The following is a 25,643-nucleotide window of genomic DNA, read 5'->3' as shown; positions in this document are numbered from 1 at the left end:
GGCACGACGCAGAACGAACCGAGGCGAACCGTGAGATGCTGCAAAGCCTGATCGACGTCATTTTACCAGTCTTCCTGGTCATCGGCGCCGGATATGCTGCGACCCGCCTGGGCTATTTCAAAGAAAACCATGTCGACGGGTTGATGAAATTCACCCAAGGCTTTGCAATCCCGTGCCTGCTGTTTCTGGCCATCGCCCATCTGGACCTGAGCGCCAGCTTCGACCCACGATTGCTAGGCAGCTTCTATTCGGCCGCGGGTCTGTGCTTTGTCGCGGGCATGCTGGGCGCCCGGTTCATCTTCGGGCGAGACTGGGAAGACTGCGTGGCGATCGGCTTCTGCTGCCTGTTCTCGAACTCGGTCCTGCTGGGCCTGCCGATCACCGAGCGCGCCTATGGCGCGAACAACCTGACCGGTAACTATGCCATCATCGCCTTCCATTCGCCGTTCTGCTACTGCGTCGGCATCTCGGTCATGGAGTTCATCCGCAATCGCGGCCAAGGCGGCCTGCGTATGGTCCGGTCCGTCCTGTCGGCGATGTTCAAGAACGCCCTCATCCTGGGCATCACGCTTGGGTTCATTGTGAACCTGACGGGTCTGGCCATCCCGGCGGTCGTGGACGAGGCTCTGGGGTTGATCACCCGCGCTGCCCTGCCCGGCGCGCTGTTCGCGCTGGGCGGCGTGCTGGTCATGTATCGCCCCGAGGGCGATCTGCGGACCATCGGCTATGTCTGCTGCGTGTCGCTGATCCTGCATCCCAGCCTCGTCTGGCTGTTCGGAACTGCGACCGCCCTGCCGCAGGACCTGTTCCGCTCGGGCGTTCTGAACGCGGCGATGGCGCCGGGGTTCAACGCCTATATTTTTGCCAACATCTATGGGCGCGCAAAACGCGTCGCCGCCTCGTCCGTGCTGATAGGAACCGCGGCGTCGATCCTGACGGTCTGGATGTGGCTGGTGGTTTTGGGCTGAGGCCGGATTGACTTCGACGTCGCGCGCCGCACATAACCCCGAGCAAGACAGGAGACCGCAATGCTGAACGCCGTCATCGTCGCCCACGGGCAACCCTCGGATCCGGCTCCGGCCGAGGCGGCTTTGGCGCGGCTCGCCGACGAAATCGACCAGTTGACGGATCAGGTCCATGTAATCTCGGCCACGCTGGCCGCGCCGGGGGCGCTGGAGCGGGTTCTGGACGGCCTGACCGACGCAGTGGCGATCTATCCGCTGTTCATGGCGAAAGGCTGGTTCGTGACCAGCGCCCTGCCCAAACGTGTGGACGGCCGCGATGTGCGGATACTCGACCCGCTGGGAACCGACCCGGACTTGCCCCGGATCGTGGCCACGGCCCTGTCCGAGCAGTTGGACCAGCGCGGCTGGCGAGCGGCCGAGACGGACCTGGTGATCGCCGCACACGGGTCAGGCCGCAGCCGAAACCCGTCGGTTGTTGCCAACAGCTTTGCAGACAAACTGGCCGGTTTGATATCTTTTCAGTCGGTTCGAACGGGCTTTGTAGAAGAGGCGCCGTCGATATCCGAGGCTGCCTGCGGCACCCGCGAAACCGCACTGTGCCTACCGTTCTTTGCCTGTACGGGCGGACATGTTCTGGACGATGTGCCGACCGAGCTGGCTCGCGCGGGTTTCCGCGGGCTGCAACTGCCGGTCGTGGGTGAGCTGGGTGCCGTCAAACACCGCATTGCCACGGTCTTGGAGGCCGAGGTCACGCGGTAAAACCGGTCGCGCTCAGTGCCCGGCCTTTTCCTGCTCGCAATAGAAGCGGTGGCAGCCCCGGCCGCTGCGCTTGGCCTCGTACAGGGCCATATCCGCTGCGTTGAGAATCTTGGCCGGCGTCACCGACGGGATCTGCGCGCTGAGCGCGGTGCCGATACTTGCGGAAATAGCGCAGGTCTGGCCCTGATAGTCGATCGGCTGTTGAAGCCGTGAAATAAGCCGTTCCGCGATGCGCTGCAGGACGTCTCGGTCAGACAGACCACGGAAGATCAGTACGAACTCGTCCCCGCCGATGCGGGCCACCGTATCGTCGTTGCGGGTTTCTTCCAGCATGATGCGCGCGGCTTCGCTCAGTACATGGTCGCCGGCCGCATGCCCCAGTTCGTCATTCACGGCCTTGAAGAAATCGAGGTCCAGGTGCATCAGCGCAAAAGTCGCCTTGCTGGACACGAGATGTTCAAGAATGTGGTCCATTGCCCGTCGGTTTTTGAGACCGGTCAACGTGTCGGTATAGGCCTGCTCCTCCGCCGCCAGCATTGCGCCTTGCAATCGCAGGTTCAGAGACCGTGACGCCTCCATAGCGGCCGATTTTGCCTCGACCAGGTAGAGCAGTTCGATCGCCAGATCGGTGCCCGAAAAGTCCGCACTTGTAAGCGCATAGTCGCGGACCGCGTCCAGGATCGAGATTCCGAATGACAGGTTGATGACCGCCCCGCCTGTCGGCAACGGCGAGACAAGGCCCTTGAGCGCCGTCCGCGGCTCGTCGCGAAATTTCACCGAAAGTTTCACACCTTCGCTTGCCATCAGGTCGCGGAACGACGTGATGGACCGGGGGCGAACCAGATCGAAAACGTCAAGGAAAGCGCGCCCCGGCATCGGCCGGTCAGAACGTAGCTTTTGCAGGGTCGGCCCGGCTTGGCGGATGGTTCCGTCGCCATCCAGCAGGACGAACATGGGGCACAGGGTTCCCAACAACACCCCCAGTTGATCGTGATCCAACATCAGCTTGGTGCCCCCAGATCGAAATTTCGGCCCTCGGCGAATGCGCTTTCGACAAGGGTCATGGAAATGATGTCGATTCCCTTTTCATTCGTGCCAGTGCGCGTCAGAAACACCAGCGCGCCGTAGTCATCGGCCATCGCCCTTAAAAGGCCGGTCAGGACGCAGGAATAGCCGTCCAGCCCGGGCTGACAGTGCAGTTCGAACTCGTTGGGCGAACACTCGATCAATTCCAGAGCGGGCAGCGTCAGATCGGCCACCGCCAGGCGCACCCGATCCGACAGATCGTCCAGCGAGTGCAGGAATTCCACATAGGTGACGCCGCCAAACCGCAACAGACGCCGCAACCCCTCCATGTTGGGGTGAGACACGAGATAGGTGCCCAGATCCTCGAGAAATTCATCACGCGCGCGCTTCAATTCGGCGCACAGCGCATCGAGCAGGCGATAGGACTTGCCGCGGTCATAGACCAGCATGGCCTCGAACTCGACGAAGCCAAGCTCGGCCACCGCGGTGGCACGCAGCCAGCACTCGCGCCCGTAGGTCGCACAGACAAACGACTGAATGGCCTTGTTTATCAATCCGTGCATCAACAGCCTCAGACTTGGTATGAGTCCGATCACAGCCCAGAATTCTTAACAAAGGTCGAATCCGCGCGGCCAAGTTTCTGCAAATGCAGAATAATCTCAACCTGATACGAATGCAGAGTGTTCAGAAATCCGTCGGCGCCCCGCCCTCGGCTTTGCGTCGGGCCACGAAATCGGCCAGTTCCTCGCGGATGGCCGCATCCATGGGGGGCGCCTCGAAACTGCCGATGATCTCCTTGAACAGCAGGTGCGCGCGCTCGGCGGTCCAGATGCCGCCGGCGGCCTCCCAGCCTTCATAGTTCTTCCAGTCACTCAGGAACGGCTGATAGAAGGCCGTGGAATAGCGGTCCTGCGTGTGCTGGATGCCAAAGAAGTGACCATCGTTGCCGACCGACCGGATCGCATCCAGTGCGATTTCATCCGGGCCCGTGGCGCACAGTTCGGGCTGCATGTAGCGCTGGATCTGCTGCAGGATCTCGCAATCCATGATGAACTTTTCGGGGCTGGCGATCAGTCCGCCCTCCAGCCAGCCGGCGGCGTGATAGACCATGTTGGTCCCCGACTGAACCGCTGCCCAAAGAGAATTGGAGGTCTCCCAGATCGCCTGCCCGTCCGGTACGTTGGCGGCGCATACCCCCGAAGACCGCAGAGGCAGCCCATAGAACCGCGCCATCTGGCCGGTCATCTGTGTCGCGCGCATGTATTCCGGCGTTCCAAAGGCCGGTGCCCCGGACTTCATGTCGACATTCGACGTGAAGGTGCCGATCACGCAAGGAATGCCGGGGCGAACATACTGGAACAGGGCGATCGCGCTGAGTGCCTCGGCCACCGACTGCGCCACCGCACCGGCCAGCGTCACCGGCGCCATCGCCCCGGCCAGCGTGAACGGCGTCACCACGATCGCCTGCCCCCGTCGCGCCAGCCGCAGGCAGCCGTCGATCATCGGGTGGTCATGTTTCAGGGGCGAGGTCGAGTTGATATTGGTGTACATCCGGGGCGTCGCCTCGAACGCCTCGTGGCTGAGGCCGCCGGCGATACGGACCATCTCCATCACGTCCTCGACCCGCTCCTTGCCCAGAGAGTAGGCGTGCATGGCCTTGTCGGTCAGCGTCAGCTTGTCGTACAGCACGTCCAGGTGTCGCACACTGGCGTGGATATCCACTGGCTCGACCGGATAGCCGCCTGCGAAGTGGATGCAGTTGAAATACTGCGTCAGCTTCAACAGGTTCCGGCACATCTCGCGATTGCCGGGCACCTTCTTGCCGATTTCCATGTCCCAGTAGTTGGGCGGCGAGGAGACGTTTCCGAAGAGCAGCCGTTTGCCGCCGATCTCGATCGTGTGGTCCGGGTTGCGTGGCGTGATGGTGAAGGTGGGCGGCGCCTTGCCGACCATCTCCATCACAAAGTCGCGGCCCATCCGCACGATATCGCCATCGACCGCGCAACCGGCCTGACGAAAGATCGCGATGGCCTCTTCGTTCAGAAACTGGATCCCGATTTCCTCGAGAATGCGCATCGCGCCGTCATGGATGGCTTCGACTCCCTCGGGCGGCAGCGGTTCAGTAGGGTGGTCTATATTGATCGGCGGGTTCCACGGCATCTGGTCGATGACGGCGGCGCCCCTGCGGGCGGCGGCACCTGCGCGCCCGCCGCTGCGGCGCCTCTGAGTCCTGGTGTCGGCCATGTGGTCCTCCGGCGATGGCTTTTCTCAAGCAAGCCCCGAAGTCGGCCGTTGAGCCGCTCTGTCTGCGACAGAGATGGTCGGTTTCAAATCATGAAACGCCGATTTTTTTGGCTCCCGTTCCGGTCAAATCCCCAGCCAGGCCGGAATATGCCCAATATCCGGCAGAACCACATCGGCCAGAGGCGCCAGGTCCTGCGCCGAGGCCATGCCCGTCAGCACACCGATCGTCGTCATGCCGGCCGCCCGACCGGCCTGCATGTCGTGCAGGCTGTCACCAACCATGGCGGTCTGCGACGGCGCAACGCCGATATGTTCGGCAAAGGCCAGCAACTGGCCCGGAGCGGGCTTGAAGCCGTGGCCGCTGTCATAGCCCGCGACGAAGTCGAACAGATGATTGACCCCGACCGAAGCCAAGTGTTCGCGTGCAGGCATCTCGCCGTCATTCGTGGCAACGCCCAGCCTTTTGCCGGCCTGTTTCAGACCGCGCAGAAACGGGGCCAGGGCAACCGCTTCGACCTGCGTCGCGCCTGCGGATTCGGCATTGAGCATCTCGATCAGACCGGCCCGCGACCATTCGGGCAGTTGCGGGACCAGTACATCCACGATCTCATCGATCGTACCCGCGACCACGATGCTGTCGGACGCGTAGGTACCGCGCACCGGATCAAATCCGATCGCCTCGCCCAACCGCGCGGCACGCGCGTCGTCGCCGCCGCCCAGCCGCCGCAGAACAGCCGCGCCGAACGCGCCCCAAGTGGCCGCAAAGTCGAACAGAGTTCCGTCTTTGTCGAACACCAGGGCTTCGATCTGCATGTCGTTTTCTCCAGATTCAGGCCCGGTCACGTCCAGTGAATATCGGCCCCTCCCGCCAGGGCCGTCCGGGCCTGCGCCGGACTGTCATAGGGCACGGAATTGTCGTCACAGAACGCCATGACCCACGAATCGTCAAGCATCAGAAACTCGAGCACAGACATCAGGAATTCAGGCTCTGCGGCGCGGTCACGAAGATCTGTGATCGACGCCCCCGTCGAACCCAGAAAAACTGGCAGCAAATCGTCATTGCCGGCAAGCCAACCCAGCGCATTCAACGCCAGCGTCTCGGCATTTTCGAAGGATATCGTCATAAATCTCTCGAACGGCGGCAGTTGGAAAGGGTTTGTTAACCAGAGTCATAAACACTTTGGCAACACATTCAACCAACGGTGAAAGCCATGTCCGTGCAGGGAACCATCCTGGTTCTTGATGGGGTCTCGACCAATCGCATCATGCTAAAGGTGCAGCTGACGGCTGCCTGGTATCAGGTGGCGCAGGGCAACAAGCTGGCTGGCCTGCCCGCCTTGGTGCGGCGTGTACAGCCCGATCTGGTTCTGACGGCGATGACATTGGCGGACGGCACCGCATCGGAGGTGAAGAAACTGGTCCAGTGCGATCCACAGCTTCGTGATGTTCCCGTCGTCGCGATCGCGCAGCAGAATGACAAGACCGCCCGGTTGCGCGCCCTTTCGGACGGGCTCGACGACGTTCTGCCATATCCCTTCAAGGACACATATCTATTGGCGCGGGTCCGCAGCCTGCTGCGTGCACGCGCCGAAACGCAGGACCTGCGCGGCAGGAATGACGTGCAATCCATCGGCTTTTCCGAGGCGCCCGACCCGTTTGTCGCGCGTACCCGCACCGACCGGATCGCCGTTCTGGCTCGCTCGGCTTCACGGGGTGCGATATGGCGCCGCGCGCTGGCTGAGCTATCCGGTCAGACGATCTCGGCCCACACCATTCCCAACCTGCGCGGCTTGCTGTCGGGTTCGATCCCGGACGCCATCGTCGTGGACCTGGATCGCGACGCTCAGGGCTTGAACCTTCTGACCGACCTCAAGTCACGCAACGGTACCCGCAAGACCGCGGTGATCGGCGTCATCGCGGATGACAACGCGGCTCTTGCCGCCGACGCGCTGGACCGGGGCGCCGACGCGATCTGCATGGGCGGGTTCTGCGCGCACGAGGTTTCGCTGCGGATCGGCGCGCTGATCGCGCGAAAAGCGCAGGACGATCACATGCGGGCGGCGCTTCGGCGCGGGTTGGAAGACTCTCTGATCGACCCTCTGACCGGGCTGAACAACCGCCGGTTCGCACTGTCTGCTCTGGCCCGGATCATGGCGCGATCCAGGGAAACCGGCCGGAGCTATGCGATCATGCTTGCCGACCTGGATCATTTCAAATCGATCAATGATCGGTTCGGCCATGCTGCCGGCGATCAGATTTTGATCGAGGCCGCGAAGCGTATGAAGCGCAGACTGGGCGCGGGTGCCTTTTTGGCCCGGATCGGCGGCGAAGAGTTTCTGATCGGGATGCCCGACACCACCGAGGCCGAGGCCAAAAGAAAAGCGGACGAGATCTGCACCCGCATTTCTGCCACGCCTTTTGTCCTGCCTGATGTGCCCACGCGGCTGACCGTTACAGTCAGCGTCGGCCTGAAACTGTGCGACCCACACACCAATCCGATTGCTGAGGGTCCCGGCGCAGCGCTCAGTCTGATCAAGTGCGCCGATCAAGCCCTCTACGCCGCCAAACGGTCTGGTCGCAACCAAGTGAGCCTGAGCGCCGCCTGACGGGGCTAGTATTCGCGACCGGGCTTGCGCGAGCGTCGATCCTTGACCACCTGTTCGAGACGATCGGCATAGGCCTTCCGCTCGGCGTCGGTCATTTTCGTCACACGCGACAGCCATTTTTTCTGTAAGTTCGACTGGATCAGGGCAGTTGTGGCCGCCTGCTCTTTCAGAACGTTCTCGACCAAGACCGGATCGAAAGGAACTGCGCGCAGGGCTTCGCCCAGCTCGGCAAAATCCTGGGCGCGTTGCCTGGCCCCGCGCCTGTGCTCATCGAACAATTCATCTCGCAAGGCTTTTCGGTCAGTTTCGGGAAGAGCCCGGAACAGAGCCGGCCCGAACCCTGGGGGGACATCGACATGATCGCCACGGAACCGCAGGACGGCGCCCAGCAACACACCGGCAACCAACAGGTTCAGACCCAACGAGGCCACCAGAAGAATGGTCATCCAGCGGCGCGGTTGCTTGACGGTTTCGGTCATTCCAATTCCTCCAGAAAGGTGGGTTCCAACCCCATATTCGCCACCAAGTAGGATGTGTCCTGCGATACGAAGTAGCTTGCCGGATCAGGCAGGTACGAGGGCGCGGCAAACCCCACCCAGACCCCTGCGACGCTTGCAGCCATCAGCCCGCCCAGACCCTGCCACCCGCCCAGCCCGTCGTACAGGCTGCGGATCAGACCACGGTCTGCGGGCACGGCCGGTCGCGACCGTTCAAGACGTACCGCCTCGGCATCGGTCAGGATGCGAACGGCCAGATCGTCCGGCAATTCAGGGCTGCTCCGCCGCGCCTCGGCGAACAGCAGGTCCAGATCCGTGTCATTATCTGAAGTCGTCATATCCCAACTCCTCTCGTCGACCCGACAGGATTGCTGTCAGCGTCCGTTTTCCCCGTGCCACCAGGCTTTCCACCGCTTCGACCGAGATTCGCATGATCTGGGCAATCTCGGGGTTCGACAATTCTTCGATATGCCTCAGAATCACTGCCTGACGCTGGCGTTCCGGCAATTGCGCCAAGGCCCCGTTCAGGGCGTTCAACCGGGCCTTCTGCTGCATCTGTTCGACAGCGCCCGCGCTGTCATCCTGAGGTTCAGGGGTACCGTCGAGCGCGTCCGCCGACTTTCTGCGACGCAGGTCGATGCACAGGTTCAGGGTCACCCGGTACAGCCAGGTTGAAACCCTTGCCTGCCCCGGCACCCAATCCGGCGCGACCTTCCAAAGGCGCATCATCGCCTCTTGGGTCACGTCTTCGGCCTCGGCGCGGTTGTTCAACATGCGCAAGGCCACCGAGAAACAGCGCGGCCCCAGCCGATCGGTAAGCACCCGCGCCGCCGCCGCGTCGCCATCGGCGAACAACCTCAGCAACCGCTCGTCGCTCAGGTCTTCCGCGGCGACTCGGTCGCCGCGGAACTTTTGCGCTGAGGAGGTCAGATCCTCCATCCCGCATCACTTGTCGTCTGCGCCGGGACGACCACCTTTCCTGTGGTGCCGCCCCATCCGGTCCTTCGCATCCGCGAACTCCTCTTCGGACAACGACCCGTTCCCGTCCGCGTCCATCCGGTCGAACATCTTGTCAGCCCGGCGCGGCTGGGGCAACTCATCCTCGGTCAAAAAGCCGTCCTTGTCGGCATCATGACGCGCAAACATGTCCGTCACGCGCGCGTCGGCTTTGGCCTGTGCCGCGGCCTGCATTTCCTCGACGCTCAGCTTGCCATCCCCATCTGCATCCATCGTGGTGAACTTTTGCGTGCGATGTTCTTCCATCTCGGCCTTGGTCACCTGGCCGTCGCCGTTCGCATCCAGGTCCTGGAAACTGATGGGGGCATGATCCCGCGGACCTTTCGCCAAAGCCGATGTCCCGGTGATCGCAACCGCAGACAGAACGATGGCAGAGATGAATTTTGCGCTTTTCATTGCTCGGTTCCCTTATGTTGCCGCGGCCCTGTGCCGCTGCTTACATCTGTTCAAACGCCGCGCCGTGGGGTTTCCGTCGCGCTGACGAAAATTTTTTGTCGAAAAATTCGGATTGCGGGGTCATATATTCGGAAACGGCGCGCGCAAAGCGACGCACCCCCCTTTCCGGGCGGCCCAAACAAGCGCAATATTCATCCAAATCCGAGCGCGAGTATCAAGATGACAGACCAAACTGTGGAAATCATGGCCCATGACGATCGGCCAACTTGGCCGGCCTTGGTAAAGGGGTTCCGTTGCAAATGTCCAAATTGCGGCAAAGGGCAGCTGTTGCACAGCTATCTGAAGGTGAATGACACCTGCAACGAGTGCGGTCAGGACCTGTTCCACCACCGGGCGGATGACGGCCCGGCCTATCTGACGATCCTGATCGTCGGCCACCTGCTGGCCCCGGCGTTGCACGTGTCCTATGTCCACTTCCGGCCGGACCCGCTGACCATGGCGCTGATGTTCTCGGTGGGCTGTGTGGCGTTGTCCTTGTATCTGCTGCCGCGACTCAAGGGCGCAGTCGTCGGGTTTCAATGGGCTCGGCGGATGCACGGGTTCGGCGACTCGAAATGATTTGGCCGCGGGCTTGATCCGAACATGACCGTAGACAAATCTGCCATTCGCGACGCAGCAACCGTGATCGTGCTGCGCGATCGCCATGAAAAGCCGGCGATCCTGATGGGCCAGCGCGGCGCAGCCGCGGCCTTCATGCCGAACAAGTTCGTGTTTCCCGGCGGCGCGGTCGACCCCGAGGACGCCCGTGTGCCGCTGGCCGCGCCCCTGCCTAATATCTGCCACCAACGCCTGGCCGATCAGGCCCCCAACGGCCTGCAGACAGCATTGGCAGCAGCCGCGATCCGCGAGTTGTGGGAAGAAACCGGCCTGATCCTGGGGGTTCCCGGGCAATGGCCCGGACCTGCCCCGCAGGACTGGATCAGCTTCGCTGAGCGCGGGTTCCTGCCTTCGGCGCAGCCCTTGCAGTTCGTGTTCCGGGCAGTCACGCCACCGGGCCGGCCGCGCCGGTTCGACGCGCGGTTCTTCTTGGTGGATGCCGACGCCATCGCCAACGACCCGGACGACTTCAGCCAAGCCTCGGACGAGCTGTCGCACCTGCAGTGGATCCCGCTGGATCAGGCCCGCGATTTCGACCTGCCCTTCATCACCGAGGTGGTGCTGGCCGAGGTCGAAGCTCGGGTCACCGACCCGGCCCCGCCAGCCTCGGTGCCCTTCTTCCTCAACAACGAGGAAGCCAGCCTGTTCCAGCGTCTCAAAGGCCGCCCGATGCCCGAAACGGGCTGAGCCCAGATCACTTCATCCGGCTTATCACCACAGTCACTTCGGGCTTCTTGCCGATCTCGATCTGGGCGCTTTGGCGCACGATGCGGCGCATGGCCTCTTCCAGCTTGTCGTCGTCGCGCAGAGTCTTGACGTCGGCCCGCATCAAGAACTGATTCAGGTCCTCTTCCAGCACCTCGACCAGCCCGGCACGCGACGCGCCGGTTTCCGGCAGGCCCATCGTATCGCACCAGGGCTCGCCCAGGGGCTCGTCGTCTTCGTCCAGGATGACGGTCACGATCACATGCCCGTTCAGCGCCATGCGGATGCGGTCGCGCACCACACCGTCCAGTGCCCCGATCTTGACCGAGCCGTCCAGGTATGTGCGCCCGGTTTCGACATAGTCGACCACCTGCGGCGCGTTCCCCGACAGGTCCAGCATGGTGCCGTTGACGGCCAGCACACCAGCCCGTCCACCGGCCTCGGCCAGCTTGGCATGTTCGCGCAGGTGCCGGTGTTCGCCATGCATCGGGATGACCACCTGCGGGTCGATCAGCGCATGCACCCGTTCCAGATCCGGGCGGTTGGCGTGGCCGGATACATGATACAGCCCATTGCTGTCATCGACGACGTCCACGCCTTTCTCGCTCAGTTGGTTCATGATGCGGATCACGCCGCGTTCGTTACCCGGAATGGTCTTGGATGAAAACAGAAACAGGTCGCCCTCTTTCAGCTCGATCCCCCGGTATTTGCCACGCGCCAGCTGTGCGCTGGCCGCACGGCGTTCCCCCTGGCTGCCGGTGACGATCAGCATCAGGTTCTGGCGCGGCAGGTCCAACGCCTCTTCGGCGCTGACCACGCGCGGGAAATCGGTCAGAATCCCGGTTTCGGTGGCCGCTTCGATCATCCGCCGCATGGCCCGACCCAGCAGCACGACCGACCGCCCGGCCCGGTGGCCGGCCTCGGCGAGAGTTTTCACCCGCGCCACGTTCGAGGCGAAGGTTGTTGCCACGACCATCCCGCTGGCCTGCTCGACCAATTGAGTGATGGCGGGCCCAACCTCGGATTCCGACCGGCCGGGATGGGGCGAGAACACGTTCGTGCTGTCGCAGACCAACGCCTTGACGCCGGGTTTTGCCACCTCGGCCCACAGGGCCTCGTCGAACGGTTCGCCGACCACGGGGGTTGTGTCCAGCTTGAAGTCCCCCGAATGAACGATGCGCCCGGCGGGCGTGTCGATCACCAGCGCGGCACTTTCGGGAATCGAGTGCGACACCGGCAGGAACCCCACGGTGAAAGGCCCGGCCTTGATCTGCTCGGGCCAGGCCGAGACGGTACGCACCGCATCCTCGGGGTGGCCGGCCTCTTCCATCTTCTTGCGGGCGATGTTGGCGGTGAAAGCCCGCGCATGGATCGGAGCGCCAAGCATTTCATGACATAGCGCCACGGCGCCGACATGGTCTTCGTGTGCGTGGGTCACGAAAATCGCCTCGAGCCGGTCGGCCCGTTCCTTCAGCCAAGAGATGTCGGCATAGATCAGGTCGACGCCCGGCGTGGTGTCCATGTCGGGGAAGGTCACACCCAGATCGACCAGGATCAACCGTTCCTTGCCGGGCGCGCCATATCCGTAGACATAGGCGTTCATGCCGATTTCACCCGCGCCGCCCAGCGGCAAATAGATCAGTCGTTCACTGCTCATGCCGAGCCATTTTCCTTGTTGTAGCGATGGATCACGGTCAGACCGTGCATCGTCAGATCATCTTCAATTGCGTCAAAGCCCACATCGGCCTGGTCGAACAGCGGCGCCAGGCCGCCGGTTCCGACAACCTTCATCGGCATGCCGTATTCGGCCTTGATGCGGGCGATCAGGCCTTCGATCAGGCCGGAATATCCCCAATACACGCCCGACTGGATACAGCCAACCGTATTCGTACCGATCACCTTGTCGGGCCGCGACACATCGATATGCGGCAGGGCGGCCGCGCCTTGGTGCAGCGCCTCGAGGCTGAGATTCACCCCCGGCGCGATCACGCCGCCGACATAGGCGCCATCTGCCGCGACCACGTCGAAATTGGTGGCGGTCCCGAAATCCACCACCACGACGTTGCCGCCATGACGGTCGAAGGCGCCCGCGGCATTGGCCAACCGGTCCGGGCCGGGAACCGTGCCTTCATCAATCCTTGGCGGAACCGGCAGCAGGCAATCGGGCTTGCCCACCACGAGCGGTCGGCATCCAAAGAACCGATCGGCAAAGACGCGCAGGTTGAAAACTACACGCGGCACGGTCGAGGCGATGATGACATCGGTGATGTCGGCCTCGATCCCGTAATGTTTCACCAGGGTCGAGTACCAGGTGAAATAGGCATCGGCCGTGCGCGCATGATGGGTCGAGGTGCGCAGCGTACACAGGAATTTCTCGCCATCCCAAATCGAGAACACAGTGTTGGTATTGCCGCAATCAATGGCCAGAAGCATCTGCGCCCCTTTCAGAAATAGACGTCTGCCGCCGGAATGCTGACCCGGCCCTTGGCGGTGTTTAGGACAAGGTTGCCGCCCGCGTCCACCGTTTCAAACGTCCCGACGGTCTCGGACGTGGCGGTACGCGCCGTAATCACCTCGCCCAGCTTCGCGGCCCGAGACAGCCAGGCCGTGCGGATGGGCTCGAACCCATAGGTCGTGAACTGCGCCTCGTATCGGGCATAGGCAGCGGCCAGTTCCGTCAGGAAGTCCTCGGCCTCGACCTGCGCGCCGGTTTCCGACAGAAGCGAGACCGGACGCAGCGCGCCCGGCTCGACCGTATCGGGGGCAGGCGCGTCAGCCAGGTTCACCCCAATGCCGATCGCCAGATGCGACACGCCCCGCCCCTGCCCCGTGCTTTCCAGCAGAATGCCAGCCAATTTGCCACCGTTCAGCAGCACGTCATTGGGCCATTTCAGCGACAGCCCCGCCGCCCGCCCGGTCACCGAGACCACGGCATCGAACAGCGCAAGCGCCGCGACAAAGCTGCGCAGCGCCGCCTGTTCCGGGTGGCCTTCGGGACGCATCAGCAAGGTTGCGGCCAGATTACCCTTGGGATTGGCCCAGACCCGGCCGCGCCGCCCGCGCGCCGCCGTCTGGTGATGCGCCATGATCCATACCGGCCCGGCTGCGGTGGGCGCGATACGGGCGGCCTCGTTCAAGGTGCTGTCCACCTCCTGCAGGATGTGCAGGCCGTATCCCTGCGGCCAGTCAGTCATCGCAAAAAGGCCCGGTCCTGCGACCGAGCCCCTCTGTTTCGTGCGGACAGCAGATCAATTGACAAGCGTTGCTGCGGCGGCGGTGGCCGCGCCCTCGATCCCGAACTGGTAGAATACGCCGATCAACATCAGCGCCGCCGACCCCATCAGCGCCGCCCACAGAACGGGCGACGACCGGGTGTCGATCGGGTCTTCGTTCTCGTCCCCGAAATACATGTAGAACACGATCCGCAGATAATAGAACGCACCGATGACCGACGAGATGGCCGAAACGATGACCAACCCGATCAGGTCGGCCTCGACACCAGCCTGCCACACGCCCAGCTTGGCAAAGAAACCCAGCATCGGCGGCACGCCCGCCAGGCTGAACATCAGGATCAGCACGGCCAGCGCCTTGCCCGGGTCACGCTTGGAATATTGGCGCAGCGCGTCGATGTCGGTCACGGGCTTGCCGTCGCGCTCCATCATCAGGATGAAGGCGAAGGTGCCGATGTTCATGGTCACGTAGATCGCCAGATACATCAGCATCGCCTTGATCCCCAGCGCCGTGCCCGCCGCCAGACCGATCAGCGCATAGCCCATATGTGCGATCGATGAATAGGCCATCAGCCGCTTGATATCGCGCTGGCCGATGGCGGCAATGGCACCCAGCAGCATCGACAGGACCGACAGCAGCACGATCACCTGCTGCCAATCGGCGACCGCGCCGCCAAAGGCGTCATGCAGCACCCGCGCGAACAGGCCCATGGCCGCAACCTTGGGCGCGGTGGCGAAAAAGGCCGTGACCGGCGTGGGCGAGCCTTCGTAGACATCCGGCGTCCACATGTGGAACGGCACCGCCGACACCTTGAACGCCAGCCCCGAGATCAGCAGAACCAGCCCGATCAGCAGGCCAAGCGAGACCTCGTCATGATGCACCGTGGACACGATCCCCGAAAACAGCGTGGTTCCCGAGAAGCCATAGACCAGCGATGCCCCAAACAGAAGCAGACCCGAGCTGAGTGCCCCCAGTACGAAGTATTTCAGGCCGGCCTCGGTCGACTTGGCGCTGTCGCGGCGCAGCGCGGCAACGACATACAGCGACAGAGACTGCAGCTCGAGCCCCATATACAGCGACATCAGATCGCCGGCGCTGACCATCATCATCATGCCGACCGCGGCCAGTGCCACCAGCAGCGGATATTCGAACCGCAGCATATTGCGGCGCGCCATATAGTCCTGGCTCATGACCAGAACCGCGGCCGCCGACAACAGGATGGCAACCTTGGCAAAGCGCGAGAACCCGTCATCGACGAACATTCCGTTGAAGGCTACGTTCGTGCCCTCACCGTTTGCCGCGATCCAGAAGGCCAGCACGGCCATCAGTCCCGCCGTGGCCCAGATCAGCACGGGGGCCAGCGCGTCTTTCGAGGTGTAGACCGCCCCGATCAGCGCCACCATCGCATAGATCGCCAGAATGATTTCCGGCAGGATTACAATCAGATCAGCCTGGATCATGTCTCCAAAGCTCCCTTAGTGCGAGGCGACCTGGGTCGCGGCCTCGGCCGCGGCCAGAGCCGTGTCATAGTTCGAAATCAGCGCGGCGGTCGAATTGCCGATCACGTCCGTAACCAGCGACGGGTAGACCCCCAGCAGAATGGTCATGACGATCAGCGGCGCAAAGATCAGGCGTTCGCGTGTGCTCATGTCGGTGATCGACTTGAGGCTTTCCTTGATCAGGTCGCCAAAGACCACGCGGCGATACAGCCACAGCGCATAAGCTGCCGAGAAGATCACACCGCTGGCCGCCACTGCTGTCACCCAGGTGTTGACCTGGAAAGTGCCCATCAGCGTCAGGAATTCGCCGATGAACCCGCTGGTGCCCGGCAGGCCTACATTGGCCATGGTGAACAGCATGAACACCAGCGCATAAGCCGGCATGCGGATCACGAGGCCGCCATAGGCCTCGATGTCGCGGGTGTGCATCCGGTCGTAGATCACACCGACGCAAAGGAACAGCGCGGCCGAAATGAACCCGTGGCTGAGCATCTGGAAGATCGCCCCGTCGATGCCCTGCTGGTTGGCGGCGAAGATGCCCATGGTCACAAAACCCATATGCGCGACCGAGGAATAGGCGATCAGCTTTTTCATGTCCTCCTGCACCAGCGCCACCAACGAGGTGTAGACCACGGCGATGGCCGACAGCCACAGGACCAGATCGGTCATCACGGCCGAGCCGACGGGGAACATAGGCAAGCTGAAGCGCAGGAAGCCATAGCCACCCATCTTCAGCAGGATCGCCGCCAGCACGACCGAGCCCGCCGTCGGCGCCTGAACGTGGGCGTCAGGCAGCCAGGTGTGCACGGGCCACATCGGCATCTTCACCGCGAAGGACGCGAAGAACGCGAGGAACAGCAAGGTCTGCATGCCGCCGACGATGTGGACGCCCAGCACGCTGAAGCTCTCGGACGAGAACTGGTGCGTCATCAGCGCGGCAATGTCGGTGGTGCCAGCGTCGGCATACATCGCCACCATCGCCACCAGCATCAGAACCGAGCCGAGGAAGGTATAGAGGAAGAACTTGAAGCTGGCATAGATCCGGTCCTTGCCGCCCCAGATCCCGATGATCAGGAACATCGGGATCAGCCCGGCCTCGAAGAACAGGTAGAACAGCACCAGGTCCAGAGCCATGAATACGCCCAGCATCAGCGTTTCCAGCAGCAGGAAGGCAATCATGTATTCCTTGACCCGGTCGGTCACGTTCCAGCTGGCCAGGATGGTCAGCGGCATGATGAAGGTGGTCAGCAGCACGAACAGAACGCTGATGCCATCCACGCCCATCTTGTATTTCAGGCCCATCAGCCATTCGCCCTCTTCCACCATTTGAAAGCCAGTGTTCGAGGGGTCGAACTCGGTATAGATACCGATCGAGACCAGAAAGGTGACCGTGGTTGCTACCAGCGCGATCCACTTGGCATTGCTTTGAGCTGCCGCATCCTTCCCGTGCAGGAACAGCGCCATCAGACCGGCGGAAATGGCCGGAATGAATGTGACAATGGATAGGATATTGTCCATCAGTGTGCGCCTCCGCCGATCGACATCCAGGTGACCAGGGCTGCGATGCCCAGAACCATCCAGAAGGCGTAAGTGAAGATGTAGCCCGTCTGTGCCTTGCCTGCGAGGCGGGTGAAGAAGGGAACGACGCCCATTGCTACTCCGTTCAGGAAACCGTCGATCACCTTGCCGTCACCGCCCTTCCACAGGAACCGGCCCAGGGCCACGGTCGGTTTGACAAGGATCGCGTCGTAAATTTCGTCAAAGTACCACTTGTTCTTGAGGAACAGGTACAGCGGACGCTGGTTCTCGGCCAGGCGGCTCGGCAGCGCCGGGTTCACGATGTAGAACAGGTAGGCCAGTCCAAAGCCCAGAACCATTGCGATGAATGGCGAGATCTTGACCCATTTCGGCGCAGCATGCGCGTCGTCCAAAACATGGTTGTCCGGCGCGATGTACAGCGCGCCCTCGCCCGGTTTGCCGACAAAAGCATAGTGGTGGTCGCCGCTCTTGGCCTTGTCACCGTGCGCAGCTTCGTCGTCATGAGATTCTGTGGCATGCGCGTCGTCGCCATGATCATCGGCCTTGGCATGGTCACCGGCCTCGGCATGCGCCTCGGCAACCGGAATGCCATAGAACTTGCCAACCTGATCGGCGTGACCGAAGAAGTTGTTGTACCAGATCATGCCCGCGAACACGGCGCCCAGCGACAGAACACCCAGCGGCACCAGCATGACCATCGGGCTTTCATGCGCGTGCTCATGCGTGTGCTTGTCGCCCCGCTCCTCGCCATAGAAGGTCAGGAAGATCAGGCGCCAGCTATAGAACGAGGTCATCGCGGCGGCGATCACCAGCGCCCAGAAGCCAAAGGCCGACCCGCCGGCATAGGCGCTTTCGATGATGGCGTCCTTGGACAGGAAGCCGGCAAAGCCGATCGTGGTCAGCGGGATGCCGACGCCTGTGATGGCCAGCGTGCCGATCATCATCGCCCAGAAGGTGTAGGGGATTTTCTTGCGCAGGTTGCCATAGTTCATCATGTCCTGTTCGTGATGCATGGCGTGGATCACCGAGCCCGCACCAAGGAACAAGAGCGCCTTGAAGAAGGCATGCGTGAACAGGTGGAACATCGCCGCCGAATACATGCCGACGCCCGCGGCCACGAACATGTAGCCCAGCTGCGAACAGGTCGAATAGGCGATCACGCGCTTGATGTCGGTCTGCACCAGACCCACGGTCGCGGCAAAGAACGCGGTCGAGGCCCCCAGCACGGTGACGAACCCGGTCGCACCCGGCGCGAACTCCATCAGAGGCGACATACGGCAAACCAGGAACACACCGGCCGTCACCATGGTGGCGGCGTGGATCAGCGCCGACACGGGCGTCGGGCCCTCCATCGCGTCCGGCAACCAGGTGTGCAGGATCAACTGCGCAGATTTGCCCATCGCACCGATGAACAGCAGCACGCAGACGACCTCGACCGCAGACCATTCGCCCCACAGGAAGGTCAGCTGCGTTTCCGCCAGCTGGGGTGCGGCAGCAAAGATATCCGAGAAGTTGATGCTGTCGGTCAGGAAGAACAGCGCAAAAATCCCCAGCGCAAAGCCGAAGTCGCCCACACGGTTTACGATGAACGCTTTCATCGCCGCCGCATTGGCCGAAGGTTTGCGGTAGTAGAAACCGATCAGCAGGTAGGATGCGACGCCCACGCCTTCCCAGCCAAAGAACATCTGCACCAGGTTGTCCGCCGTTACCAGCATCAGCATGGCGAAGGTGAAGAAGGACAGATAGGCAAAGAAGCGCGGCTTGTAGCTTTCGCCTTCGCGCCACTGCGGGTCGTGATCCATGTAGCCGAACGAATAAAGGTGCACGAGCGCCGACACCGTAGTGACCACGATCAGCATAATGGCGGTCAGCCGGTCCAGACGAATGGCCCACGAGGTCGACAGCGAGCCGCTTTCGATCCAGCGCATGATCTCGATCTGCTGGGTCTGTCCATCAAAGCTGAAGAAGACGATCCACGACAGCAGACAGGCCAGGAACAACAGGCCCGTGGCCGTCCACAGCGCGGCCTTTTCGCCGATGAATTTCCAGCCAAAGCCGCAGATCAGCGCGCCCACGAGCGGGGCAAAGAGGATTGTGGTTTCCATGATCCCTTACCCCTTCATCATGTTGATATCTTCAACCGCAATAGTGCCGCGGTTGCGGAAGAAGCAGACCAGAATAGCCAGCCCGATCGCCGCCTCGGCCGCGGCCACGGTCAACACAAACAGCGTGAACACCTGCCCGACCAAATCGCCGAGAAAGCTGGAAAACGCCACGAGGTTGATATTTACCGCCAGCAGCATCAATTCGATGCTCATAAGCAGGATGATGACGTTCTTGCGGTTCAGAAAGAGACCGAAGATGCCGATGACGAACAGCGTCGTCGCGACGGTAAGATAGTGCTCAAGTCCGATCATGGTCTCAAAGTCCCTGCCCCGGTTTCACGTCCTTCAACTCCAGCGCCTTGGCCGGGTCGCGCATCATCTGGGCGATGATGTCCTGCCGCTTGATGTCCTGGCGGTGGCGCAGCGTCAGTACAATGGCACCGATCATGGCCACCAACAGGATCAGGCCCGCCAGTTGGAACAGAAGGAAGTATTGATCGTAAAGGATGACACCCAGCGCTTCGGTGTTGTGGCGATCGGCCGGGATCGGTTGGGCCAGGTTGGCCGCCGCGCCCTGTGCGCTGTCCCAGGCGCCAAAGGCCATGACGAACTGCATCAGGATGACCAGACCGATCAGCAGGGCCAAAGGCATGTAGCGCGCCATCTCGGCCTTGAGCTCGGCAAAGTCCACGTCCAGCATCATCACCACGAACAGGAACAGCACCGCCACCGCGCCGACATAGACGATGATCAGCAGCATGGCGACGAATTCCGCCCCCAGCAGCACGAACAGCCCCGCAGACGACAGGAAGGCCAAAATGAGCCACAGCACCGAATGCACCGGTTGCCGGCTGATCACGGTGAACAGCCCGCCGGTGATGGCGCTGATGGCAAAGAGGTAAAAGGCAAATACGCTCATTGGTCATCATCCTCGTTTTCGCCCATGGCCTCCTGCGCCAGTTCCAGCGCCCGGGTCATGGCCGGGATGCCGGCAAAGACCGACATTTGACCGATCGTTTCCACGATCTCTTGTTTCTTGGCCCCTGCCTCGATGGCATGGCGCACCGTTTGGCGTACGGCCGTATCGGCCTGCGCGCCCTGACAGGTCAGCCCCGCCAGCGTCAGCAACAGGCGGGTCTTGGCATCCAGTCCGCCCGGATTGACGGTGTTGCCGAACATCATCTCCATGACCTCTTTGGGCATGGTCGGCCACAGCGCCTCGAAGCCGCGCATCGCGTCGACGGGCGAATAGCTCTCCAGCGCCGGGTTGAACGCCTTGGCCATGTCATGTGCCTGTTTCAGCATCTGCTCGAATGGGTTCTTGACCGGATCACTCATCTGTACGGCGCGTCCAGTTCCAGGTTGCGGGCGATCTCGGCTTCCCAGCGGTCGCCGTTCTCTAGCAGTTTCTGCTTGTCATAGAACAGCTCTTCGCGGGTCTCGGTGGCGAATTCGAAATTCGGCCCTTCGACGATCGCATCGACCGGGCAGGCCTCCTGGCAGAATCCGCAATAGATGCACTTGGTCATATCGATGTCATAACGCGTGGTGCGGCGGCTGCCGTCTTCGCGCGGTTCGGCGTCGATGGTGATGGCTTGGGCCGGGCAGATCGCCTCGCACAGCTTGCAGGCGATACAGCGTTCCTCGCCGTTCGGATAACGACGCAGAGCATGTTCGCCCCGGAACCGGGGCGACAGCGGGCCCTTTTCATGCGGATAGTTCACCGTGGCCTTGGGGGCGAAGAAATACTTCATCCCCAGCTTGAAACCCTGCCAGAAGTCCTGAAGCAGGAAATACTTGGCCGCACGGGTATAGTCGATCTGGGTCATTGTCAGCCTCCTACGCTCCAGCGGGCAAACGCGCCCCAGAACCAATCGAATTTTGCAGCAAAAGCCACGAAGACCACCCACACCAAGCTGAACGGCAAGAAAACTTTCCAGCCCAGCCGCATCAGCTGGTCATAGCGGTAGCGCGGCGTGATCGCCTTGACCATCGCGAACAGGAAAAAGAAGAACGCCATCTTGGCGACCATCCACAGCACGCCATCCGGCAGGCCCGGGATCGGCGACAGCCAGCCGCCGAAGAACAGCAGCGAGGTCAGCGCGCACATCAGGAAGATGGCGATGTATTCGCCCGCCATGAACAGCAGGAAGGGCGTGGCCGAATATTCCACCTGGTAGCCGGCAACCAGTTCCGATTCCGCCTCGGGCAGGTCAAACGGCGGGCGGTTGGTTTCGGCCAGCGCCGAGATGAAGAACAGGAACACCATCGGGAAATGCGGCAGCCAGTACCAGCTGAAGAACCCGAACGCGCCGTCCTGCGCCCGCACGATGTCGCCAAAATTCATCGAGCCGGTCGAGATGATCACCCCGATGATGATCAGGCCGATCGAAACCTCGTAGGAAATCATCTGCGCGGCCGAGCGCAGGCTCCCGAGGAACGGGTATTTCGAGTTCGACGCCCAGCCCCCCATGATCACGCCGTAAACCTCGAGCGAGGATACGGCGAACACGTACAAAATGGCCACGTTGATATCCGACAGCACCCAGCCATCGTTGAACGGAATGACCGCCCAAGCGATCATGGCCAGCACGAAGGATGTCAGAGGCGCCAGGATAAACACCGTCCGGTCAGCCCCGGCGGGGATTACCACCTCTTTCACCACGTATTTCAGCGCATCCGCCACCGATTGCAGCAGACCATACGCGCCCACGACGTTGGGGCCGCGACGCATCTGGACCGCCGCCCAGATCTTGCGGTCGCCATAGACCAGGAACAGCAGCGAGATCATCACGAAGGCGACGACGGCCAGCACCTGTGCCAGTATGATCAGGGCTATTCCGCCCGGGGTGTCAAAGAATTCAGCCATTGGTCCTCACACCGTGGGTATTCCGTTTGCCGCCGTGGCCGCCAAGCCCAGCCCGACGGCCAGAGACTCGCACCGCAAGCGGTTGGTTTGGCGTGTCGGTGTAAACAGCATCCGCCGTCCGTACGCCACCTTTTTTCTTCCTTTTCAACGGTCGCGCACACGACGCGGCCGCCGCCCCGTCATACGAGCCGGCGGGCAACGGCGCGCCGTTGTTCTGCCGTATGACCGCCGCCAGACTCATTCCGCCGCGATCTTCTGGTTGCCGCGCGCCTTGGCCAGCGCCGAAAGCTCTGCCATCAGCTGCGACGCCCGCGCGATCGGGTTGGTCAGATAGAAATCCTTGATCACAGTTCGGAAGGTCGCCTGCCCCAACGGCCCGGCCTCGAGCGGCTGCATTTCGTTCTCGGGCACTTGGTCGATCTGCGCCAGATGCGGCACCGCCTCGACCAGCGCCGTGCGCAGCTGCGCCAGCGAGTCGTAAGGCAGCGCCTGCCCCAGCTCGGCCGAAAGCGCCCGCAGGATCGCCCAGTTTTCCTTGGCCTCGCCCGGGGCGAACCCGGCGCGCATCGCCAATTGCGGGCGGCCTTCGGTGTTCACGAACAGCCCGTTTTCCTCAGTATAGGCGGCTCCGGGCAGGATGATGTCGGCGCGGTGGGCACCGCGGTCACCGTGGCTGCCCTGATAGATCACGAAGGGGCCGTCCTCGATCTCGATTTCGTCGGCCCCGAGGTTGTAGATCACCTCGGCCCCATCGATCGCTGCCTCGATTCCTCCTTCGGTGACGGCGCCCACATCCATCGCACCAACCCGCGCCGCAGCCGTGTGCAGCACGAACAGGCGGCCCGACAAGGCCTGGGCCGCAGCCAGAACGGCCAGGCCATCGGCCTCGGTCACGGCGCCCTGCCCGACGATCACGATGGCATCCTTGCCTGCCTTTGCCTTGGCCAGAGCCGCGCGGTCCTCACCCAGATGGTCATAGTCATAGGTCAGATCCACCGCCGGACCGATCACCTTGACCGTGGCCCCGGCCAGCCACGCCTTGCGGATGCGCGCGTTCAGCACCGGGGCTTCGTGCCGCGGGTTGGTGCCGATCAGGATGATCTCTTTCGCGGTGTCGATCTCTTCGATCGCCACGTTTCCGACATAGGCCGAGCGGTTGCCGATGGGCAGGCGGGCATTGTCGGTTCGGCACTCGACCTTACCACCCAGCCCTTCGATCATCTGCTTCAGGGCAAAGGCGGCCTCGACCGGAACCAGGTCGCCGACCAGGCCGGCCACGGTCTTGCCCTTCATCGCGTCCGCCGCGGCCGCAAGCGCCTCGGTCCAGCTGGCCGGGCGCAAAAGGCCGTTCTCGCGGATATAGGGCGTGTCCAGCCGCTGGCGGCGCAGCCCGTCCCAGACAAAGCGTGTCTTGTCGGAAATCCACTCTTCGTTCACGCCGTCATGGTTGCGTGGCAGAATGCGCATCACGACGCGGCCCTTGGTGTCAACCCGGATGTTCGAGCCCAGAGCATCCATCACGTCGATTGATTCGGTCTTGGTCAGCTCCCACGGACGGGCGGTGAACGCATAAGGCTTGGAAGTAAGCGCGCCCACCGGACACAGGTCGATGATGTTGCCCTGAAGGTTCGAGTCCAACGTCTGGTTCAGATAGGTCGTAATCTCGGCGTCTTCGCCCCGACCGGTCTGCCCCATCTGATCGACCCCCGCCACCTCGGTCGTGAAGCGGACGCAGCGGGTGCAGCTGATGCAGCGGGTCATGGCGGTGCCCACCAGCGGCCCAAGATCCAGATCGTCCACCGCGCGCTTGGCCTCGCGGAACCGGCTGGCCGAGATGCCATAGGCCATCGCCTGATCCTGCAGATCGCATTCACCGCCCTGGTCGCAGATCGGGCAATCCAGCGGGTGGTTGATCAGCAGAAACTCCATCACGCCTTCGCGGGCCTTCTTGACCATGGGCGAGTTGGTCTTGACTACCGGCGGCTGGCCTTCCGGCCCCGGGCGCAGATCGCGCACCTGCATGGCGCACGAGGCGGCGGGCTTGGGCGGGCCGCCCACGACCTCGACAAGGCACATGCGGCAGTTGCCTGCGATCGACAGGCGCTCGTGATAGCAGAAACGCGGCACTTCGATCCCGGCCTGTTCACAGGCCTGGATCAGGGTCATTGCACCATCGACTTCGATTTCCTTGTCGTCGATCACGATCTTGCGGAGGTCAGACATGGTCTAGTTCGCCCTCAAATACACGCCAATGGCGCTGTTTCTTTCGATTTCCCTGCGCCCCAGCGCACAGAAAGTTTCGGTGTCGGCATAGCTTACGCCGTTCTGAGCCAGGTATGCCTCGCCCTTGGCGCGCATCCGCGCCTTTTCGGCATCCGATTCCACATAGGCCCGGATCTCGGCATCCGAATATCCCAGCTGGTTCGCTTTGGATCGCAGCCCCCACATCACGCCTATCGCCTTCAGACGACGCCCGCTGATTGTCGGGCAGATTTCCGAAATCTCGTTGGCGATGGCGATGTAGTAGAGCGAGTCGTCGATCTCTTTAACTTCGCGCAAGGGCGGTTTGGCCCCGGCCACGGCAGGTAGCGCGACGACGCAGGCAACGGCGGCAAGTTTCGCAGCTTTCATGACATATCCTTTCGTCTTGGGTTCCCCAAGACGACGCGCTCCCCGACCGCTATGCAATAACGCGCGGCCTGCCGGAACCTGATATGACATGGCATGGGTCATGGCCGCTGACACTTCCCGGCAAAAGTCAGGCTGTCATTGTCGATCCGCAGAGTCTGCGGCTCGGCATCCGGTCCGATTTTCCAGGCGATGCGGGAAGACCCGAAATTCTGCACACAGAACCGCGTGGCCTCATAGCGCCCCGCTTCGCGCGCGCCGTCCAACGAAGCCGACACGCCCTTGACCGTCACGGTGAAATCGGCCGGCGACCTTTTCTTGTCGACCGCCTTCGCCTTGGCGCGAAATGCCTGCCCATCGAACAGCACGCGATCCTCGGCCTTGCCACCGCAGGCCGACAGCACCGCCAGAACCGCCAAAACACCGGTCAACGGAGCAATGGCCCAACCACGGGCAAGAATAGGGATCAGCCTTGCCATCAGATCGCCGCCACCAAAGCCATGACGCCCAGCACAGCCATGCATGCCCAGGCCACAACGTACAGAACGCTTCGCAGGCCGCTGTGCGGTTTGCCAATGCCGCGGATATGAACCACCAGCATCACCAGACGCGCCACCAAGGCGATCGAGGCCAGCCAGTTCACCCAGACCGGGCTGACCCCCAGCAGCATGGCCGCCAGAGTCACGGTCAGGAACGCGGGCAGAGTTTCGGTTCCGTTAAGATAGGCGCGGTTCAGACGATAGGCACTGTCGGCATAGTTCTGTTCCGGCGTCGCCCCTGGCGCCAGGCCCTTGCCCTGCTTGGCCAGCGCCGAGAACGGCGCCAGCAGCAGGACCACCAGCGTAAAGGTCACCAGCGCGGCAATCGCGTGCGAGTATTCGGAATATACTTCCATCGGAT

Annotated in this window: 29 protein-coding genes; 5 read left to right on the top strand and 24 right to left on the bottom strand. The window is 62.4% G+C overall.

Features of this window, described 5'->3' with window-relative positions; translation table 11 throughout:
* Positions 1-35 precede the first annotated feature (35 nt).
* Together AC2FME_RS05940 and AC2FME_RS05935 are read left to right on the top strand one after the other, a co-directional pair.
* Entirely contained in the window at positions 36-968 is a 933-nt protein-coding gene (locus tag AC2FME_RS05940; RefSeq protein WP_496795766.1) for an AEC family transporter, read from the top strand.
* 60 nt (positions 969-1,028) lie between these two features.
* Positions 1,029-1,724, top strand: coding sequence for a CbiX/SirB N-terminal domain-containing protein (locus AC2FME_RS05935; protein WP_496799902.1), 696 nt, complete (start codon positions 1,029-1,031; stop codon positions 1,722-1,724).
* A 12-nt stretch (positions 1,725-1,736) separates the two neighbouring features.
* Here AC2FME_RS05935 and AC2FME_RS05930 read toward each other — a convergent pair whose 3' ends face one another.
* The 5 genes from AC2FME_RS05930 to AC2FME_RS05910 all read right to left on the bottom strand — a co-directional run bounded on the left by AC2FME_RS05930 (position 1,737) and on the right by AC2FME_RS05910 (position 6,118).
* On the bottom strand, positions 1,737-2,726 hold the full coding sequence (locus AC2FME_RS05930) for a diguanylate cyclase domain-containing protein (RefSeq protein WP_496799901.1): 990 nt from the start codon (positions 2,724-2,726) through the stop codon (positions 1,737-1,739).
* On the bottom strand, positions 2,726-3,313 hold the full coding sequence (locus AC2FME_RS05925) for a heme NO-binding domain-containing protein (RefSeq protein ID WP_496682769.1): 588 nt from the start codon (positions 3,311-3,313) through the stop codon (positions 2,726-2,728). The genes AC2FME_RS05930 and AC2FME_RS05925 overlap by 1 nt, the downstream gene beginning before the upstream one ends.
* 121 nt (positions 3,314-3,434) lie before the next feature.
* Complete coding sequence (locus tag AC2FME_RS05920) at positions 3,435-4,994, bottom strand: trimethylamine methyltransferase family protein (RefSeq protein WP_496799900.1); 1,560 nt, start codon at positions 4,992-4,994, stop codon at positions 3,435-3,437.
* A 123-nt stretch (positions 4,995-5,117) separates the two neighbouring features.
* Entirely contained in the window at positions 5,118-5,807 is a 690-nt protein-coding gene (locus AC2FME_RS05915) for an HAD family hydrolase (protein WP_496799899.1), read from the bottom strand.
* A 26-nt stretch (positions 5,808-5,833) separates the two neighbouring features.
* Positions 5,834-6,118, bottom strand: a complete 285-nt coding sequence (locus AC2FME_RS05910; RefSeq protein WP_496686154.1) for a DUF3572 domain-containing protein — start codon at positions 6,116-6,118, stop codon at positions 5,834-5,836.
* An 87-nt stretch (positions 6,119-6,205) separates the two neighbouring features.
* Between AC2FME_RS05910 and AC2FME_RS05905 the strand changes: the two genes are divergently transcribed.
* Complete coding sequence (locus tag AC2FME_RS05905; RefSeq protein ID WP_496799898.1) at positions 6,206-7,600, top strand: diguanylate cyclase; 1,395 nt, start codon at positions 6,206-6,208, stop codon at positions 7,598-7,600.
* A gap of 5 nt (positions 7,601-7,605) precedes the next feature.
* Here the strand turns inward: AC2FME_RS05905 and AC2FME_RS05900 are convergent, their stop codons facing one another.
* From AC2FME_RS05900 to AC2FME_RS05885, 4 genes are read right to left on the bottom strand one after another with little or no spacing between them, the layout of a single operon-like run.
* A complete protein-coding gene (locus tag AC2FME_RS05900; protein ID WP_496799897.1) occupies positions 7,606-8,079 on the bottom strand; it encodes a periplasmic heavy metal sensor in 474 nt (157 codons plus the stop codon).
* Positions 8,076-8,435, bottom strand: a complete 360-nt coding sequence (locus AC2FME_RS05895; protein ID WP_496686148.1) for a hypothetical protein — start codon at positions 8,433-8,435, stop codon at positions 8,076-8,078. Before AC2FME_RS05895 ends, AC2FME_RS05900 begins: the two co-directional genes overlap by 4 nt.
* Positions 8,419-9,036 (bottom strand): RNA polymerase sigma factor, encoded by a 618-nt coding sequence (locus tag AC2FME_RS05890; RefSeq protein WP_496712565.1) that lies wholly within the window; start codon positions 9,034-9,036, stop codon positions 8,419-8,421. The genes AC2FME_RS05895 and AC2FME_RS05890 overlap by 17 nt, the downstream gene beginning before the upstream one ends.
* 6 nt (positions 9,037-9,042) lie before the next feature.
* Positions 9,043-9,510, bottom strand: a complete 468-nt coding sequence (locus AC2FME_RS05885; RefSeq protein WP_496799896.1) for an EF-hand domain-containing protein — start codon at positions 9,508-9,510, stop codon at positions 9,043-9,045.
* Between the two features lie 219 nt (positions 9,511-9,729).
* On the opposite strand from AC2FME_RS05885, the gene AC2FME_RS05880 reads away from it, so the two are divergent.
* Positions 9,730-10,128: a DUF983 domain-containing protein gene (locus AC2FME_RS05880; protein WP_496686141.1), complete on the top strand. Its 399-nt coding sequence runs from the start codon at positions 9,730-9,732 to the stop codon at positions 10,126-10,128.
* 24 nt (positions 10,129-10,152) lie between these two features.
* Entirely contained in the window at positions 10,153-10,854 is a 702-nt protein-coding gene (locus tag AC2FME_RS05875; RefSeq protein WP_496686140.1) for an NUDIX hydrolase, read from the top strand.
* 7 nt (positions 10,855-10,861) lie between these two features.
* Here the strand turns inward: AC2FME_RS05875 and AC2FME_RS05870 are convergent, their stop codons facing one another.
* From AC2FME_RS05870 to AC2FME_RS05800, 15 genes are all read right to left on the bottom strand, one after another.
* Positions 10,862-12,529, bottom strand: coding sequence for a ribonuclease J (locus tag AC2FME_RS05870; protein ID WP_496799895.1), 1,668 nt, complete (start codon positions 12,527-12,529; stop codon positions 10,862-10,864).
* Entirely contained in the window at positions 12,526-13,305 is a 780-nt protein-coding gene (locus tag AC2FME_RS05865) for a type III pantothenate kinase (protein ID WP_005984011.1), read from the bottom strand. The genes AC2FME_RS05870 and AC2FME_RS05865 overlap by 4 nt, the downstream gene beginning before the upstream one ends.
* Positions 13,306-13,316: 11 nt before the next feature.
* Positions 13,317-14,066: a biotin--[acetyl-CoA-carboxylase] ligase gene (locus tag AC2FME_RS05860; protein WP_496799894.1), complete on the bottom strand. Its 750-nt coding sequence runs from the start codon at positions 14,064-14,066 to the stop codon at positions 13,317-13,319.
* 54 nt (positions 14,067-14,120) lie between these two features.
* Positions 14,121-15,563: an NADH-quinone oxidoreductase subunit NuoN gene (gene nuoN / locus AC2FME_RS05855; protein ID WP_496799893.1), complete on the bottom strand. Its 1,443-nt coding sequence runs from the start codon at positions 15,561-15,563 to the stop codon at positions 14,121-14,123.
* 15 nt (positions 15,564-15,578) lie between these two features.
* Positions 15,579-17,120 carry an NADH-quinone oxidoreductase subunit M gene (locus tag AC2FME_RS05850; protein WP_496682807.1) on the bottom strand — a complete coding sequence of 514 codons (1,542 nt, stop codon included), beginning with the start codon at positions 17,118-17,120 and terminating at the stop codon, positions 15,579-15,581.
* The gene (nuoL, locus tag AC2FME_RS05845) at positions 17,120-19,246 is read right to left on the bottom strand and encodes an NADH-quinone oxidoreductase subunit L (RefSeq protein WP_496713564.1); all 2,127 of its coding nucleotides are present in this window, start codon (positions 19,244-19,246) and stop codon (positions 17,120-17,122) included. The genes AC2FME_RS05850 and nuoL overlap by 1 nt, the downstream gene beginning before the upstream one ends.
* A gap of 6 nt (positions 19,247-19,252) precedes the next feature.
* Positions 19,253-19,558, bottom strand: a complete 306-nt coding sequence (gene nuoK / locus AC2FME_RS05840) for an NADH-quinone oxidoreductase subunit NuoK (RefSeq protein ID WP_496799892.1) — start codon at positions 19,556-19,558, stop codon at positions 19,253-19,255.
* 4 nt (positions 19,559-19,562) lie between these two features.
* Positions 19,563-20,165 (bottom strand): NADH-quinone oxidoreductase subunit J, encoded by a 603-nt coding sequence (locus AC2FME_RS05835; RefSeq protein ID WP_496682814.1) that lies wholly within the window; start codon positions 20,163-20,165, stop codon positions 19,563-19,565.
* Positions 20,162-20,584, bottom strand: coding sequence for a carboxymuconolactone decarboxylase family protein (locus tag AC2FME_RS05830; protein ID WP_496713560.1), 423 nt, complete (start codon positions 20,582-20,584; stop codon positions 20,162-20,164). The genes AC2FME_RS05835 and AC2FME_RS05830 overlap by 4 nt, the downstream gene beginning before the upstream one ends.
* Positions 20,581-21,075, bottom strand: coding sequence for an NADH-quinone oxidoreductase subunit NuoI (nuoI, locus tag AC2FME_RS05825; protein WP_005984030.1), 495 nt, complete (start codon positions 21,073-21,075; stop codon positions 20,581-20,583). Before nuoI ends, AC2FME_RS05830 begins: the two co-directional genes overlap by 4 nt.
* A 2-nt stretch (positions 21,076-21,077) precedes the next feature.
* Positions 21,078-22,115, bottom strand: a complete 1,038-nt coding sequence (nuoH, locus tag AC2FME_RS05820; RefSeq protein ID WP_496686123.1) for an NADH-quinone oxidoreductase subunit NuoH — start codon at positions 22,113-22,115, stop codon at positions 21,078-21,080.
* A gap of 237 nt (positions 22,116-22,352) precedes the next feature.
* Positions 22,353-24,338 (bottom strand): NADH-quinone oxidoreductase subunit NuoG, encoded by a 1,986-nt coding sequence (gene nuoG, locus AC2FME_RS05815; RefSeq protein ID WP_496799891.1) that lies wholly within the window; start codon positions 24,336-24,338, stop codon positions 22,353-22,355.
* Positions 24,339-24,341: 3 nt separating this feature from the next.
* Positions 24,342-24,848, bottom strand: a complete 507-nt coding sequence (locus AC2FME_RS05810; RefSeq protein ID WP_496799890.1) for a DUF5333 domain-containing protein — start codon at positions 24,846-24,848, stop codon at positions 24,342-24,344.
* Positions 24,845-25,222 (bottom strand): hypothetical protein, encoded by a 378-nt coding sequence (locus AC2FME_RS05805; protein WP_496713554.1) that lies wholly within the window; start codon positions 25,220-25,222, stop codon positions 24,845-24,847. Before AC2FME_RS05805 ends, AC2FME_RS05810 begins: the two co-directional genes overlap by 4 nt.
* On the bottom strand, positions 25,222-25,638 hold the full coding sequence (locus AC2FME_RS05800) for an MAPEG family protein (RefSeq protein WP_496799889.1): 417 nt from the start codon (positions 25,636-25,638) through the stop codon (positions 25,222-25,224). Before AC2FME_RS05800 ends, AC2FME_RS05805 begins: the two co-directional genes overlap by 1 nt.
* Between the last annotated feature and the right edge of the window lie 5 nt (positions 25,639-25,643).

Source organism: Ruegeria sp. BHSC026 (assembly GCF_059613065.1).
The sequence above is the reverse complement of the archived record's forward strand: the minus strand, read 5'-3'. Positions and strand labels throughout refer to the sequence as shown.